Annotated in this window: 16 protein-coding genes; 5 read left to right on the top strand and 11 right to left on the bottom strand. The window is 52.2% G+C overall.

All coding sequences use genetic code 11. From position 1 onward, the window contains the following. Window positions 1–38: 38 nt before the first annotated feature. On the top strand, window positions 39–230 hold the full coding sequence (locus KNP81_RS00755; RefSeq protein WP_021065615.1) for a YtzJ family protein: 192 nt from the start codon (window positions 39–41) through the stop codon (window positions 228–230). Between the two features lie 18 nt (window positions 231–248). Here KNP81_RS00755 and KNP81_RS00760 read toward each other — a convergent pair whose 3' ends face one another. Then, window positions 249–1,214 (bottom strand): DHH family phosphoesterase, encoded by a 966-nt coding sequence (locus KNP81_RS00760; RefSeq protein WP_214717527.1) that lies wholly within the window; start codon window positions 1,212–1,214, stop codon window positions 249–251. A 77-nt stretch (window positions 1,215–1,291) separates the two neighbouring features. On the opposite strand from KNP81_RS00760, the gene KNP81_RS00765 reads away from it, so the two are divergent. Beyond that, window positions 1,292–1,606, top strand: coding sequence for a YtpI family protein (locus KNP81_RS00765; RefSeq protein ID WP_235045157.1), 315 nt, complete (start codon window positions 1,292–1,294; stop codon window positions 1,604–1,606). Window positions 1,607–1,651: 45 nt separating this feature from the next. Here the strand turns inward: KNP81_RS00765 and KNP81_RS00770 are convergent, their stop codons facing one another. Continuing rightward, window positions 1,652–2,962 (bottom strand): DRTGG domain-containing protein, encoded by a 1,311-nt coding sequence (locus tag KNP81_RS00770; RefSeq protein WP_021065612.1) that lies wholly within the window; start codon window positions 2,960–2,962, stop codon window positions 1,652–1,654. A 161-nt stretch (window positions 2,963–3,123) separates the two neighbouring features. On the opposite strand from KNP81_RS00770, the gene KNP81_RS00775 reads away from it, so the two are divergent. Continuing rightward, window positions 3,124–4,221, top strand: coding sequence for a M24 family metallopeptidase (locus tag KNP81_RS00775; protein ID WP_214717529.1), 1,098 nt, complete (start codon window positions 3,124–3,126; stop codon window positions 4,219–4,221). Window positions 4,222–4,264: 43 nt separating this feature from the next. On the opposite strand, the gene KNP81_RS15190 is transcribed toward KNP81_RS00775, so the two are convergent. Genes KNP81_RS15190 through KNP81_RS00785 form a run of 3 tightly spaced genes read right to left on the bottom strand, consistent with a single transcriptional unit; the run spans window position 4,265 to window position 5,725 of the window. After that, window positions 4,265–4,474, bottom strand: coding sequence for a hypothetical protein (locus KNP81_RS15190; RefSeq protein WP_251130217.1), 210 nt, complete (start codon window positions 4,472–4,474; stop codon window positions 4,265–4,267). Window positions 4,475–4,534: 60 nt separating this feature from the next. After that, window positions 4,535–4,987: a metallophosphoesterase family protein gene (locus tag KNP81_RS15195; RefSeq protein WP_251130218.1), complete on the bottom strand. Its 453-nt coding sequence runs from the start codon at window positions 4,985–4,987 to the stop codon at window positions 4,535–4,537. A 12-nt stretch (window positions 4,988–4,999) separates the two neighbouring features. Continuing rightward, complete coding sequence (locus tag KNP81_RS00785; RefSeq protein ID WP_214717531.1) at window positions 5,000–5,725, bottom strand: SDR family oxidoreductase; 726 nt, start codon at window positions 5,723–5,725, stop codon at window positions 5,000–5,002. Between the two features lie 183 nt (window positions 5,726–5,908). Between KNP81_RS00785 and KNP81_RS00790 the strand changes: the two genes are divergently transcribed. Then, window positions 5,909–6,346, top strand: a complete 438-nt coding sequence (locus tag KNP81_RS00790; protein ID WP_021065608.1) for a universal stress protein — start codon at window positions 5,909–5,911, stop codon at window positions 6,344–6,346. Window positions 6,347–6,394: 48 nt separating this feature from the next. Here KNP81_RS00790 and KNP81_RS00795 read toward each other — a convergent pair whose 3' ends face one another. The 5 genes from KNP81_RS00795 to tpx all read right to left on the bottom strand — a co-directional run bounded on the left by KNP81_RS00795 (window position 6,395) and on the right by tpx (window position 11,428). After that, window positions 6,395–7,444: a serine hydrolase domain-containing protein gene (locus KNP81_RS00795; RefSeq protein ID WP_214717533.1), complete on the bottom strand. Its 1,050-nt coding sequence runs from the start codon at window positions 7,442–7,444 to the stop codon at window positions 6,395–6,397. Between the two features lie 129 nt (window positions 7,445–7,573). Then, complete coding sequence (locus KNP81_RS00800; protein WP_214717535.1) at window positions 7,574–8,182, bottom strand: 3D domain-containing protein; 609 nt, start codon at window positions 8,180–8,182, stop codon at window positions 7,574–7,576. A gap of 432 nt (window positions 8,183–8,614) precedes the next feature. After that, a complete protein-coding gene (locus tag KNP81_RS00805) occupies window positions 8,615–9,826 on the bottom strand; it encodes an acetate kinase (protein ID WP_214717537.1) in 1,212 nt (403 codons plus the stop codon). Window positions 9,827–9,952: 126 nt separating this feature from the next. Then, on the bottom strand, window positions 9,953–10,840 hold the full coding sequence (locus KNP81_RS00810; RefSeq protein ID WP_058764001.1) for a class I SAM-dependent methyltransferase: 888 nt from the start codon (window positions 10,838–10,840) through the stop codon (window positions 9,953–9,955). Between the two features lie 99 nt (window positions 10,841–10,939). Then, window positions 10,940–11,428: a thiol peroxidase gene (tpx, locus tag KNP81_RS00815; RefSeq protein WP_021065603.1), complete on the bottom strand. Its 489-nt coding sequence runs from the start codon at window positions 11,426–11,428 to the stop codon at window positions 10,940–10,942. Window positions 11,429–11,583: 155 nt separating this feature from the next. Between tpx and KNP81_RS00820 the strand changes: the two genes are divergently transcribed. Continuing rightward, a complete protein-coding gene (locus tag KNP81_RS00820) occupies window positions 11,584–12,402 on the top strand; it encodes an NAD kinase (RefSeq protein WP_031199840.1) in 819 nt (272 codons plus the stop codon). Between the two features lie 43 nt (window positions 12,403–12,445). On the opposite strand, the gene KNP81_RS00825 is transcribed toward KNP81_RS00820, so the two are convergent. Continuing rightward, complete coding sequence (locus tag KNP81_RS00825) at window positions 12,446–14,017, bottom strand: amidohydrolase (protein WP_214717539.1); 1,572 nt, start codon at window positions 14,015–14,017, stop codon at window positions 12,446–12,448. Between the last annotated feature and the right edge of the window lie 23 nt (window positions 14,018–14,040).

Below are 14,040 nucleotides of genomic sequence, written 5' to 3' on the forward strand. Positions count from 1 at the left end.
TATAGACAAAACTTCTCCTAAAAGGGGGTATAAACCGTATGATTATTAATCGGGGTAAAATCGCACGTGACAAGCTAGAGAATTTACAGAACGGCCAGACCGTCTTCGCCGACAGTCCGGAGATTATCGAACGACTCCGACGTTATATCACCGAGTATCAACTCGATGTCGTCGAGGATGTGACCGACCGTGGTACGTGGTTCATTCCACAAGAAGAGGATAAACGCTGAAGAGAGCTGACCAACCGGTCAGCTCTCTTCTGTTTCGAACGTGAACGGGGCCGCGACTTCATCGAGCGCCGCGATCACCTCGTCCATCTCTTCCCACTTGTCAATCGTGGCACCGGCGGCCATCGGATGACCACCGCCGCGATAGCGTTTCGCCACTTCGTTGATGACCGGTCCTTTCGAACGGATCCGGACACGAATCTCGTCCTTGTTCTCGACGAACATGACCCAACACTTCAGCCCTTCGAGGCCAGAGAAGCTGTTGACGAGCAACGACGCCGCTTCCGGTGTCGCATGGAACGTGCGCAAGACGTCTGCATCGATTTTGACGTAGCCAACACCCGCGTCGGTCACAATGACGTTTTGTAAGACATAGCCTTGGAGTTGCAACGTCGCCAAATTCGTCTTATACATTTGACGATACAGCCGGTTCGTATCGATACCATGGTTAATCAGTTCGGCCGCGACTTCGAACGTACGTGGCGTCGCGTTGCGGAACTGGAACCGTCCCGTGTCGCCTACGATTCCGGCGAACAACAAGAATGCGGACGCCTCGTCAAGTTCAAGCCCCCAAATCCCTGCAAGTTCAGCAATCATCTCTGAGGTTGAACTAACGGTCGTGTCGACGATTTGATGGGTCGCATACGCATCCTCGTCAGGGTGGTGGTCAATTTTGACGACGGTTTTGCCGGTCAAGGCGTGCGGCCCATCGATTCGTTCATGGTTAGCCGTATCGAGCACGATGACGAGCGCCTCTTGATACATCTCCGGTTCGACATGCTCCATCTTACCTAAAAACTCTAAATCACGGACGATACCGCCGACGACATAGACCTGCTTTTCCGGATAGGCGACTTCAAGAATCCGCTTTAATCCGAGCTGACTCCCGAGCGCGTCAGGGTCGGGACGGACGTGTCGATGAATCATAATCGTGTCCGCCGCTTCAATCAATTTCAATATCGTTGCTGCCTCTGGCCAATGTGCCATTGCCATTCCTCGCTTTCTTGAACACTATTCTATGGTATGATGATAACAGATTACACGTCTGAAAGGGGTTTCTTCACTTGGGTCAATTAGTTATGATCGGACTCATTCTGTTTTCGTTAGGTGCTTACTTCGTTTCCAAACGACGCGCTTATTTGACGAAGACACCGTACCGGAAAGCACTGTTCAACACGCAAGCGCTCATCTGGCTGAGCATGTTTCTCGCACTCTTCGCCGTCAACCAAATGGTTGGCGGACTCGGGCTCGGCTCGACGATCGGTTGGATCGTCAGCATCGCTATGCTCGTCTTGGGTGTCGGCAACGCCATCGTCGGGTTCATTCGCTATCGTAAAATCTATCCGCTCGCTAGCGAAGAGCCAATCAACCAATCATAAGAGAAATAGAAACGAGCTGATGATGGCATCAGCTCGTTTTTTTTGTTAGCGGTCAATCAATTGCGCTGTGACGAGCGCCTTGGCGACGAGTTGGGTGCCTTGTGTCATCTCGACATCGACTTTCCCGAACTTCCGGCCAAGGTCGAACACGTTGGCCGAGACGCGAATTTGGCTCTCGATTTGAATCGGTTTCATAAAGTAGACCGTAATATTTTCGACGACGAGGTCGCCTTTTTTCATATGACGTAGACTGCGGGTCGCTCCTTCGACGAGCAACGTCGTCAACACCCCTGACGATGCCGTCCCCATGTGGCTCGTCATCTGTGGCGCGACCTCGACGGTGAACGCCGTCCCGTTCGAAGCTGGGTCTTCTTTCAACTGGTTCGTGATCATATTGTCGAACGTCTCGCCGACTTGCGGTTGGCGGTTGGCGAGTTGGAGCGCCTTCAACACGTCTTGGCGGCTGATGATACCGAGCAGACGGCCATAGTTGTCGACGACCGGGAGCATCTCGATGCCTTCCCAAACCATTTGGTGAGCCGCATTGGTGACGCTCGTCTGAACGCCGACCGTGATTGGGCTCTTCGTCATCACTTTCTCGATTTCGGTGTCGTGCGGACGGTCGAGCAAGTCTTTCGCCGTGATGACGCCGACGACTTTCATCTGCTCGTCGATGACGGGATAACGGTTATGTTTCGTCCGTTCGTTCAGTTCGTGCCACCGTTTGACCGTATCGTCCACTTTCAAATAGAACGTGTCGTGCAGCGGGATGACGATATCCGAGACGAGTAGAATCTCTTTTTTAATCAAGCGGTCATAGATGGCCCGGTTGATCATCGTCGCGACGGTGAAACTGTCATACGACGTCGAGATGACCGGCATGTGATACTTATCGGCCATTCGTTTCACTTCATCGGTCGTGTCGAATCCCCCCGTGATCAACACGGCGCCACCGGACTGGAGCACAAGTTCATGCGCCTTTTCCCGGTTTCCGATGATGACGAGTGAGTCGACGTCGATATATCGCATCATCGCCTCAAGCTTCATCGCCCCGATGACGAACTTCGAGAGCGTTTTATGGAGCCCGTCTCGGCCACCGAGCACTTGTCCGTCGACGATATTGACGACTTCTGCGAACGTCAGCTTCTCAATATTCTCTTTATGTTTACGCTTGATGCGAATGGTGCCGACCCGTTCAATCGTCGAGACGAAGCCTAAATTCTCCGCTTCTTTGATGGCCCGATACGCCGTTCCTTCTGATACTGCCAATTCCTTCGCGATTTGGCGGACCGAAATTTTAGATCCGACATCGAGCGACTCGATATGTGCTATGATCTGTTCATGTTTTGTTGTCATGTCACGAGTCCCTTTCCTCAATACATTTTCTGTCATCTTCAGTATACTGTATCAGTCTTCCTTCTTCAAACTGTACTACTGAAAATGTGACATTTCCTTTCCGTTTTGGAAAACGGTATAATGAAACAGAACGCCAATGAACGAGAAGGAAGGGAAACGAGTTGAATCAACGAACCAACCATATTGCACAATCTTTGGCCACTAAAGGGTTAGACGCTGCTTTTGTCACGTCGAAAGCATCGGTCTTTTATTTTTCGGGAGTATATGCCGAGGCACATGAGCGGCTCATCGCCATCCTCGTCTTAAAGAACGGCACGACCGCTCTCGTCTGTCCGGCACTTGAAAAAGGCATTGTCGAGGCGAGCGACTGGAATGGCGATATCGTCACGTACATGGACCACGAAAATCCATGGGACAAAGTCGTCAAACTGTTCCTCGACCAACAGATTATCCCCGAGCGCATCGGGATTGAAGGCGAGCATTTGACCTACAACCGTGTCGAACAGCTCCGGGCCGGCTTTGCCGGTCTCTCGATCATCGACTTGACCGAAGAGCTTCAGGCGCTTCGCATGATCAAGTCTCCGGACGAGGTCCGCCTGATGAAACGCGCCGCCGAACTCGCTGATATGGCGATTGAGGCAGGAATTCGCGCCTTGCGTGAAGGCGTGACCGAGCTCGAGGTCATCGCCGAGATCGAATATGCGATGAAGAAACAAGGTGTCCGCGAGATGTCGTTCGACACACTCGTCTTGTTCGGCGAGAACAGTGCCGATCCGCACGGCGTACCCGGCAATAACCGCTTGAAGAAAGGCGACTTCGCCTTGTTCGACCTCGGTGTCATTTGGCAAGGCTATGCCTCGGATATCACGCGTACCGTCGTCTACGGCGAAGCGAGCACGAAGCAACGTGAAATTTATGAGACCGTCCTTAAGGCCGAAGAAGCCGCCATCGAGATGGCGAACGTCGGGACGACGCTCGGGTCAATCGACATTGCGGCTCGCCAAGTCATCACGTCGGCCGGCTACGGCGAATACTTTACGCATCGCGTCGGACACGGAATCGGCATCGAGGTGCACGAATTCCCGTCGATGGCTGCTAACAATGATATGACGGCCCAAGTCGGGATGACGTTCACCGTCGAACCAGGAATTTATCTCCCTGGCGTCGGCGGCGTCCGCATCGAGGACGATATCGTCATGACCGAGAATGGTCCGATCTTGTTGACGAGTTACCCGAAGACGCTCCAAGAAATCAATTGAGTCACAAAAAAGACCAGCCGTACGCGGCTGGTCTTTTTCACGGTCAATAAAAGAGTCTGAACATGACGTCACGTTGCGGCACATCATTCCGTTCCATCGTTTCCAGAAATGCCCGCTTGTCATAACGGACCGACTGCGGATGGATGGCGAAGCCTGTCTGATCCCACTCGAGGATGCCGTAACGGGCCAAATCGTCACGGGCGACACCGAGCGCACCGGGATTGAAATAATGTTTCGTGTCGTCATGGAACACATGCTCCGGATGATGGTGCCCGAAACAGATGACGTCCGCTTCATAAGACCCGTACAGCGACTACATGTTCGAGAGCGTCGCCTCGACGATGTCATGGAACGGCTCCTTGGTGATCGGCACGTCCCGCTTCTCGCTCGGGATATGATAATGAATCCCATATACCCGCGTATCCTCGACAACGCGTTCAATCGTACGCGGCAACTTGAAGAGCGCGTCCGCATAGTCAGGCCTGAGCGTGCGCGCCACCCACTCATGATGCGGACGGGTATGGGCATAACTGTCGGGGTGACCCGTCCCGGCCATAAGCGATAAGACGGCCTCATCATGGTTGCCGGTGATCAAGTGTACACCACGGTCGAGCAGACGCGCCATCACTTCGTTCGAGTCGGGCCCCATCGCGATCATATCGCCCAAACTCCAAATCTCGTCGACCTGCTGGCAATCGAGCTCGGCCAGCACCGCGTCGAGCGCTTGGACGTTTCCATGGATATCGGTCAACATGGCCAATTTCATGCGGTTTCCCCCTTATTTTCGGTATTGATGGACGACGTTGACGCCTCCGGTCACATCGATGATGGCACCTGTGACCATATCGGAATTGCGGGCGAGCAGGAATAGAATCATGCGGGCGATGTCTTCGCCCGTCCCGTGTCGTCCGACCGGGGTCTGGTCGTCCGGTTCGGCCGCTTCGATTCGCATTTCTTTTTGCGCGCCGACGATATTGCCCGGGTTAATCATATTGGCTGTGATGCCGTGTGCCGCTTCCTCGAGTGCGACCGATTTCGTCAAACTGACGAGCCCGGTTTTGGCGGCCGCGAAAGCCGACCGATGAACCCAGCCCGGTGCCGTCCCACTCTCCGGGAAGCCATATGTGATGATGCGGCCGAATCGTTTTGCCCGCATACTCGGGATAGCCCGGCGCATCAGCCAAAACGAGGCTGACAAATTGCCGCTGATGACCTCGTCCCACTCCTCGTCCGTCAAATCGACGAGACACTTCCGTTCGAAGATGTAAGGCCCGGCGTTCAAGATGAGCGCGTCCGGCTCTCCGAATTTGGCCACCGCCTCTTCATAGCCACTCAGAACAGCTTCGCGGTCCGTCAACGGGGCCTCGACCATATGTAACCGTTCATGTTGCCAATTGATCGGCTTCCGCTGCAATACACTGACGTGCCAACCTTCCTCCAATAATCGTTCCGTCACAATGCGGCCGATCCCTTTCGCACCGGCCGTGATGACTACATGTTTCATCGTCATCCCTCCTCTGTATCATCTTACCCGTTCCGCTTGCCCATTTCCAAACTTCAACCTGTTCCATCAGAAAGTTGTGAAAATTTCACACATTTCTGAAAGAACCGGGCGTGAATTGAAGCAGAAGTGGTATACTATACATGTAAGCCGCACGTACATTTCAAGCGAAAGGTTGGGATTTACATGGCAATTGTCTACAAACATATTCTATCTGCCGTCGACGGCTCGAAAGAGGCCGAACGTGCATTTGAAACAGCAATCGACGTCGCACTTCGAAACGATGGCAAACTGTATATCGGACACGTCATCGATACACGGACATTCGCCACGGTTGAAGCGTACGACCGGACGATTACCGAGCGTGCTGAGACGTATGCGAAAGAACTGCTCGAGGACTACGTCAATCGCGCGAAAGAACGAGGTGTCAAAGAAGTGGAGACGGTCATCGAGTACGGCTCTCCGAAAGTGACGATCGCTAAAAAAATCGCACCGAATCACGACATTGATCTCATCATCTGTGGAGCAACCGGGTTGAACGCCGTCGAACGCTTCTTCATCGGTAGCGTCTCTGAAAGCATCGTCCGCTACTCGAAGTGTGACGTTCTCATTGTCCGCCAATAACAAACCAAGGGCCAGCGCGCACGCGTTGGCCCTTTCGTGTGGAGTTGCTTATGGTATCGGGTTGTCGGTCGGCCGAAGCGTCTCAGCCGCCAGATTGCTGAACTCGCGAAGATAATCGAGATAGCGGTCGCCCCCATAGTTATAGCGTTTGTTATACATCCTGACAACGACGGCTCGATAGGCGGGAATGACCAATAGCAATGGTCCGGTGTTCCCGAGGATTTGATACGACCCTGTCGGTACAGCCTCCCCTAGTTCGCTCCACGCTTTCGGCACGCCTTGGACATACCAGAACAGCCCGTTTGTCGGGAACGTTGAATTGGCATACTCGGGACTTTGAATCGAGGTCGCGAGACGAATCACTTCTTCCGGCACAATCTGAACGCCTCGATGACGTCCGTTATTCAAATGAAGATTGCCCCATGCAGCGAATTCTCGCGCAGTCGTATGTAGATTCGACCCCATCCCATCATCAAAAGGATACAACTTATACGACGCTTCCTCGTCAGGAACGTCCACGACTTTGACAAGACTCGGTGCCGCACGAGTCGCCCATTCCGTTCGTGAGAGTCCCATCGGCTGAAACACCCGCTCTCTTAATAAGTGAGTGAAATCATATCCGTACAACCGTTTAAACAAATTCGTCACGATTTCGACGTTCACACCCTGATATGCCCATCCCTCACCTGCATCGAACTCACGAAATACCAAACCCGTCTCATCCTGGTTCAATCCGTGCGAGTGCGTGACCAAATGCCGAATCGTCGTCCCTCGAAACGTGCCCACGTCATACTCGTCAAAATAATCAGAGACCAAATCATCGAGATGCCGAATCTTTCCTTCATACAACGCATAGGCAATCGCCAGTCCCAAATAGCTTTTACGGGCCGAAGCGACGTTGAACATCGAATTGACGTCAACCACTTTTGAATCATGATTCGAATGGAAGCCGTCATAATGTTCGAACACGATGCGATCGTCTTGCAGGACTAGCAGCGCGGCGGCACTGCTTTGATTGAGGTGCTGAATATCTTTTACATATGAGATCAATGCACTGTAAGTCGTCTCCACGTCACCTTCCCCCCTTTCAACCTGCATACGGTCTTCTCGACAACCATTCAATTTCCTTCTACTCAAGTCGCCACACCTCGATCTTCATCCGGTGCAATCCGTTTCAGCGAATCAAAAAAAGGGCCACCGCAAATGCGATAGCCCCTCGTTCACGTATTATAACACTTTGACAGTCACTGTTTTGCGACCGAATTTAAGAGCCGCACTTTGCGAGTACATCAAGATGTCGATTTTGTTACCTTTGATGGCGCCGCCTGCATCAGCCGCTGTATATGTGCCCATCAACTTTCCTGCGACATATACTTGTACTTTCTTACCAAGCGGGATGACGCGCGGATCGACAGCGATGACGTTACGTTTTTGCGCACGTACGTTCCAGCCTAGCGCCGTAACGCCTGAACATCCTTTGCAATATGGTGTGTAAGCTGAAGCATTCATTTTATACGTTTTAGACTTCATACTGGTTTTTGCTACCGACTTCGCAGATTTCTTTACTGCTTTTAAGTATTTAGCAGAGACCCAACCCGTTTTCCCTTTATAGTTGACGCGAATCCAAGCTCCTTTTGAGCCAGTACGCTGAAGTTGTTGTCCTTTATTGATCTTCCCAATCACTTTACCGCTGAGCGTCCCTGCCGAGCGGACGTTCAATCCGTTGACTTGGCTTTGTACGTATACTTTTGAAGACGCCTCAACTTGTTGTTGGGGTAAGAGCATAGCGAGTGTCATGACCGTCAGTAGTAAGACCGTTCCAATTTTTTTGAGCATGTGGTTTGTCCTCTCCTAGTCGGTTTGTTCGTAGTAAGTTCGTGTTGTCGAATCTGTGGTGCTGTTCCAGTTGAAACATGTCGTATCGATTACGGAATGTTTCGTCCAGATAACTATATGACGAATCGCATGACCGTGCGTTTACAACTAAAATTCATTTGAGTGTCAGCTAAGTTACGATTACATTACAAAACCGTCATCCTTTAAGCCTGGATGACGGTTTAAATAAAATTCTTTAGGTTTCGTCATATCAATTCCCAATTAAAGGAATAAATATATCTGCTTTGTTACGGAAACCATGTTTTCTTACGCCAAATGTTACAAACAATCACTTTCGATTCGGTCCATCGTCACAAAACCATCTCGTGCCGTATGCCAAAAGCACTAAAAAACGCCCGTGCCGGATGAATCCGGAACGGACGCTGTAACAGCTTAAACGTGTGATTCGACGAGGTTGGCGATGCGAACAGTATCGCGTGCGATGACCAATTCTTCGTTCGTCGGGATAATGATGACTTTGACCGGTGAGTGCGGGTAGTTGATGAACAACTCTTTGCCACGTGCTCCGTTGTTGAGTGATGGATCCCAGTAGACGCCCATGAACTCAAGGCCACGAAGGATGCGCTCACGGATGACGTCAGAGTTTTCTCCGACACCAGCTGTGAAGATGATCGCATCGACACCGTTCATCTCTGCCGCATATTGACCGATATAACCGTGGATGCGGTTCGAGAAGATTTTGAGCGAGACTTCGGCACGGTGGTTGCCTTCAGCCGCTGCTTGCTCGATGTCACGCAAGTCACTCGAGATACCCGAGAGACCGTAGACACCTGACTCTTTGTTCATGACGTTCAATACGTCTTCAGCCGACTTGCCAGTCTTCTGCATCAAGAACGGGATGAGGGCCGGGTCAAGTGATCCCGAGCGTGTTCCCATCGTGATTCCTTCGAGTGGCGTGAAGCCCATCGTCGTGTCGATCGAACGACCACCGGCAACCGCTGCGATTGAAGCACCGCTACCGAGGTGGCACGAGATTAAACGAAGGTCTTCAAGCGGACGACCGAGAAGCTCTGCCGCACGTTGCGTGACGTACTTGTGGCTCGTTCCGTGGAAACCGTACTTCCGGACGCCGTGCTCCGTGTAGTACTCATACGGAAGGCTGTACAAGAAGTTCTCTTCTGGCATCGACTGGTGGAACGCCGTGTCGAAGACCGCGACTTGCGGTACGTTCGGTAAAATCGTTTGAAACGCACGAATCCCCGTCAAGTTTGGCGGGATGTGGAGCGGTCCGAGTTCGACGAACGATTCGATGTTCTTCATGACTTCATCGTCGATAACGACCGAATCCGCGTACAACTCTTTTCCATGAAGGACACGGTGACCGACGCCTGCGATTTCGTCGAACGACTGAATAACATCAAGGTCAATCAATTTTTCGAGCGAGAGCTCGACCGCTTCTTTATGTGAATGAAGCGGTGTGACGATATGGAACTTTTGTCCTTCGCCATATTTAATCGTGAAGATCGCATCTTCTTTTCCGACACGCTCGACGAGCCCGACGGCGAGCATCTTCTCAGATGGCATTTCGAGAAGTTGGAACTTTAATGACGAACTACCTGCGTTGACTGCCATAATTTTTGTCATGTCATACACCTCTTACCTTTCGATTTAAACACGAGTCTTTATCTGTTCTCTTAAAAACCGATAACTGTATCATAATGAAGATACTTGATATGGCATATGTTTTTCAAGTCTTTTGCCCAATAAAAATTATGTTGTTTTAAACCAATCATCAATCTGTTTCACAATATTGGCAACAGCACGTACATCCGTGAACGATGGCAACTCGACGAGGAGTGCTTGTTTCGGGCGTTTGACGCCTTCCCCAAGCTTTTGTAACATCAATAGGCTTTTCGCATACCGCTCATCTTTGAACATCGTCGTCGGCAATTGAAGAACACCTTTGACGACGGCCTCACGGTCCATCCACTGTTTTAATTTCCCTTCGTCATCCTGTTCAAACAAATTGTTCGGGATGACAAAGATCCCGTGACCGCCTGGTTTCAAGTGACGCATCGCCTGCTCGATCAACAAGAAGTGCGAGTAAGAATGGCCTTCATCCCGTTTCAAGGCGTAGCCGGATGCCATGTCGTCGTTCGGATAATAGCCGATCGGCAAATCGACGAGCGCTAAGTCGCTCGGCTCGACGAATAGCGGTGCGAGTGCGTCTTGATGGAAGTACGAAACCGGCTTACCGAGCAAGTTGCTGATTGCGTACGACAGGCGAAGCATCGTCTCGTCGACTTCAACCGCCTGCGCGGTGGCATCTTTCAATTGTGTCAACACGGCGTGGACGAGCGTGCCCGTTCCGCTGCCGAGTTCCAGCACGTTCGCCCCGTCCTTGACGAGCTTCGTCGCCAAGTACCCGATGAACAGGCTGACGGCGTCCGGTGTCGGTTGATGGTTCGGCGGGAGTGTCGTCGTCTCCTCGAGGACGAGCAGACTGACGGCTTTGCGGACATCATCCGTTTTCTCCTGTTCGACATTGACTCGCTCAAACACTTCAATCAATGCCTCGAGCGGCAATAAGTCAAGGTCTGTCGTCAGCTTCTTCGCTTCTTTCTTCCAATCCCGATACAGTTGTTCAAATCGTTCCATCTTCGATCATCCTTTCCATACAAAACCGGCCCTCTTGTGGAGAGCCGGTCGGTTCACTTCTATTAGTGTAAGCGATTCGTGGTCGTTTCGCCAAGCGAATCAGTTCGCAGCGTCAAACGCCTCGAGCGCCGCATCGAAATCAACTTCCTCTGTCATCTCATCCATGTACTGGACATACTGGACCGTACCGGCCGAGTCGATGACGAATACCGAACGTGCGAGAAGACGGAGTTCTTCCATCAATACGCCGTACGATTTCGCGAACGATTGGTCGCGGTGATCCGATAACATGACGACATTATCAAGTCCTGACGCCGCACACCAGCGACGCTGTGCGAACGGTAAGTCGTTTGACACCGTCAAGACGGTACCGCCGAGCGATGACGCCTTCTCGTTGAATGCGCGTGTTTGCGTGTCACAGACACCTGTGTCGATCGATGGAACGACACTAATCAATTTCTTGCCTGGGTATGACGCGAGCGTCACCTCTTCAAGTGCCGTCGTGAGCGCTGTAAAGTCCGGTGCAGTATCTCCGACTTTGACCGGGTTCCCTTGCAGTGTAACGGTATTGCCTTTAAATGTTGGCATCGTTTCATCCCCTTTTGCATGATTTATACTTCTTCATCATAGCGATGGCGCCGTCTCGATGACAAGCATCCTGCCTCAGACGGCCTGATTGTGATTTTCCCTATATCGAGCGTCTAAAACGCTGTATAATGAAAGAGACTCAATTGACAAAGGGGATGACTAGGATGAGAAACAACGTTTTTTTGTACCATCGTAACGTCAACGACTTTACAAAAGAAGTAAAAAAATTAATCGAAATCGGTGAGAAATACGGCTTCAACGTCGTCAATCGCCCTGAAGACGCCAACATCATCGTCGCCATCGGGGGAGATGGCGCGTTCTTGCAGGCTGTCCGCTATACGGGATTCCGTCAAGATGCCATTTACGTCGGGTTTGGCCGCGGCTTGAACGAGTTTTATTGCGATTTCGATATACATAAACTCGACGAAGTCGATCGCTTGTTCTCGGACAACAGCGCCCGTATCGAAGCCGGTCTCGAGGTGCGGAAATACCCGCTCTTGTCGGCATCCATCAATGAATCGACTCCGATGCTTTGTTTGAACGAAGCCTCAATCAAGTCGAGTATCATCAAATCGCTCGCCATCGAAGTGTACATCGACGACCTCCATTTCGAGACGTTCCGCGGCGACGGCATGGTCGTCTCGACACCGACCGGCTCGACAGCGTACAACAAATCACTCGACGGCGCTATCGTCGATCCGCTCATCCCATGTATGCAAGTGAGCGAGATCGCCTCGGTGAACAACAATCGTTACCGCACGCTCGGCTCTTCGTTCATCGTGCACGACTCGCGCAAACTCTCGCTCCGCATCGTTGAGGATGGGAACGACTATCCGATTATCGGCATGGACAACGAGGCGCTCAGCTTGAAATATACAGACCGCATCGATATCGAACTTTCTGATCAGGTCATTAAGACCGTCAAACTGAAAAACAACTCGTTCTGGCACAAAGTCCAGCGTTCATTTTTCTAAACGACAAAAGGCTAGCCGTCCCTCGTGGATGGCTAGCCTTTCCTTATGCGTTGACGACATTGGCCTCGTATACCGGCGTCCCCTCGACGACCGTCATGACGAGTCGATTGTCGAGGATGTCGCGTCCACGCAGGTCGAAGAAGTCCTCTTCCCACACCGTGAACGTCGCGTTATAGCTCTGAATCAACAAGCCGTCGCGTCCGTGTGTGCCTGTGGCGACACGTGGTGCATACGTGAAGCTACGGAGCGCCTCATACATCGATAGGCGTTCCGGCGGGTTGAGCGCCCCTGACTCCTCAAATGACTGACGGGTGACCGCCGCATACAAACCTTTCCGTACATCGACGGTAGAAATCGGGGCGTCACTGCCTCCAAGGACGAGCGCTCCCGTATCGAGCATCGATTTGAAGCGGTAGGCGTCATCGACGCGGTCGTTGCCGAGCCGGTCGAACAACAAGTTCATGTCGTCCGACAAGAAAATCGGTTGGGCATCAATCAACACCGGCAACGCTTGAATCCGTTTCAAGAGCGCGTCGTTCAAGAGTGAGGCGTGAATGATTCGGTCTCTCGTCCCGCGCTTGGCCGGATATTTCTCAAGCAGCGTGATGAACTGTTCGGCGGCGGCGTCCCCAATCACGTGGGCCGCCACGTTCATCCCGTAGGACCGCGCCTTTTTGACAAGCGCCTCGAGATGATCCGGACGATGGACCTCGATTCCCCGCTGTGCCGGATCATCCGTGTACGGTTCCGACAAGAGGGCCGTCCGTCCCCCGAACGATCCGTCGACGAACAATTTCATCGCCCCGAAATCAAAACGCGGGCGCTTGGCGAGCGCATCGTGACGAATCAACGTATCGACGACTTGTTCATGGACGAGCAGATGCGCGTGGAACGGGAGGTCCGCCAACACGTCTTCATACGCTTGAATCGTCTCGAGCGGGTCACCGTGATAGAACAAGTCTTCCGTATGGGCATTGACGATGCCGTGGGCGAACAGAGAGTCGATGGCCCGGTGGAGCGAGGCGACATTTTTCTCGCGATTCCCGCCCAGCTCTTTGTGGAGCAGGTCGAGCGCCGCATCGTACAGCACCCCGTTCAACTTGCCGTCCGCATCGCGTCCGAGCTTCCCGCCTTCGATGACGGTATGATGAATCAAGCCGAGCCGTTCCAACCCTTTCGAGTTGACGACGGCAACGTGGCGACAGACCCGTTTCAAGACGACGGGGCGGTCCGGAATAACGGCATCAATCATCTCACGCGTCGGCATCTCGCCAAGCAGACGGTCATTGAACCCTTCCGCGACGATCCAATCGTCGTTTCCACCCTTTTGCTTCATCGATTCGAGCAGAGCTTGCAAGTCCGTCGTCTCGGTCGCATCGATCCGGTCGAGCGCTTCCCCGTACCCGATCAAGTGGATGTGTGAGTCGGTGAACGCCGGATAGACGCTCTTCCCTTCAAGATTCACAATTTGCTTGATTCTTCCGGCGTATGTACGACGAAGGTGGCCTTCTTCCCCCATCTTCAAGATCCGGCCGTGCTCCACGTACATGGCACGAGCTTGTTCATGCTCTTTGTTCATCGTATAAATCTTTCCGTTAACCCATAGCGTTCCCATCACAAAATTCCTCCTCGATTCAA

The sequence above is a fragment of the Exiguobacterium sp. s149 genome (assembly GCF_018618395.1).
In the GTDB taxonomy this organism is placed as follows: Bacteria; Bacillota; Bacilli; order Exiguobacteriales; family Exiguobacteriaceae; genus Exiguobacterium; species Exiguobacterium chiriqhucha.